This is a genomic window from Microcoleus sp. AT9b-C3 (assembly GCF_036705485.1).
Taxonomy (GTDB): Bacteria; Cyanobacteriota; Cyanobacteriia; order Cyanobacteriales; family Microcoleaceae; genus Microcoleus.
This window is the reverse complement of the sequence record NZ_JAUBUR010000116.1, coordinates 1-1024: the sequence shown is the minus strand read 5'-3', so window position 1 is coordinate 1024 and position 1024 is coordinate 1. Positions and strand designations below refer to the sequence as shown.

The following is a 1024-nucleotide window of genomic DNA, read 5'->3' as shown; positions in this document are numbered from 1 at the left end:
ATGCGTGTTGCAGCATCAAAGTTATAGGGTCAAGCCGCACGGGCAATTAGTACTGGTTAGCTTAACGCATTGCTGCGCTTCCACACCCAGCCTATCAACGTCGTGGTCTACGACGACCCTTCAGGGGGCTCAAGGCCCCGGCAGATCTCATCTTGGAACGAGTTTCCCGCTTAGATGCTTTCAGCGGTTATCTCTTCCGCACTTAGCTACCCGGCAATGCCACTGGCGTGACAACCGGTACACCAGAGGTGCGTCCACTCCGGTCCTCTCGTACTAGGAGCAGGCTTCCTCAAATCTGCAGCGCCCACGGAAGATAGGGACCAAACTGTCTCACGACGTTTTAAACCCAGCTCACGTACCTCTTTAAATGGCGAACAGCCATACCCTTGGGACCGGCTACAGCCCCAGGATGAGATGAGCCGACATCGAGGTGCCAAACACCGCCGTCGATATGAACTCTTGGGCGGTATCAGCCTGTTATCCCCAGAGTACCTTTTATCCGTTGAGCGATGGCCCTTCCATACAGAACCACCGGATCACTATGTCCTGCTTTCGCATCTGCTCGACTTGTCAGTCTCGCAGTTAAGCACGCTTATGCCATTGCACTATTAGCACGATGTCCGACCGTACCTAGCGTACCTTCGAACTCCTCCGTTACGCTTTGGGAGGAGACCGCCCCAGTCAAACTGCCTACCATGCACTGTCCCCGATCCAGATGATGGACCTAGGTTAGAACCTCAAACACACCAGGGTGGTATTTCAACGTTGGCTCCACCCGATCTAGCGACCGGGCTTCAAAGCCTCCCACCTATCCTACACAGATCTGTTCAAAGTCCAATACAAAGCTACAGTAAAGGTTCATGGGGTCTTTCCGTCTTTCCGCGGGGAGATTGCATCATCACAAACATTTCAACTTCGCTGAGTCTCGGGAGGAGACAGTGTGGCCATCGTTACGCCATTCGTGCAGGTCGGAACTTACCCGACAAGGAATTTCGCTACCTTAGGACCGTTATAGTTACGGCCG

1 rRNA gene is annotated in these 1024 nt (G+C 53.5%); it reads right to left on the bottom strand.

Annotated features, from left to right (window positions below):
* Window positions 1-25: 25 nt before the first annotated feature.
* Window positions 26-1024, bottom strand: a 23S ribosomal RNA gene (locus tag QUB77_RS31625); the annotation flags it as partial.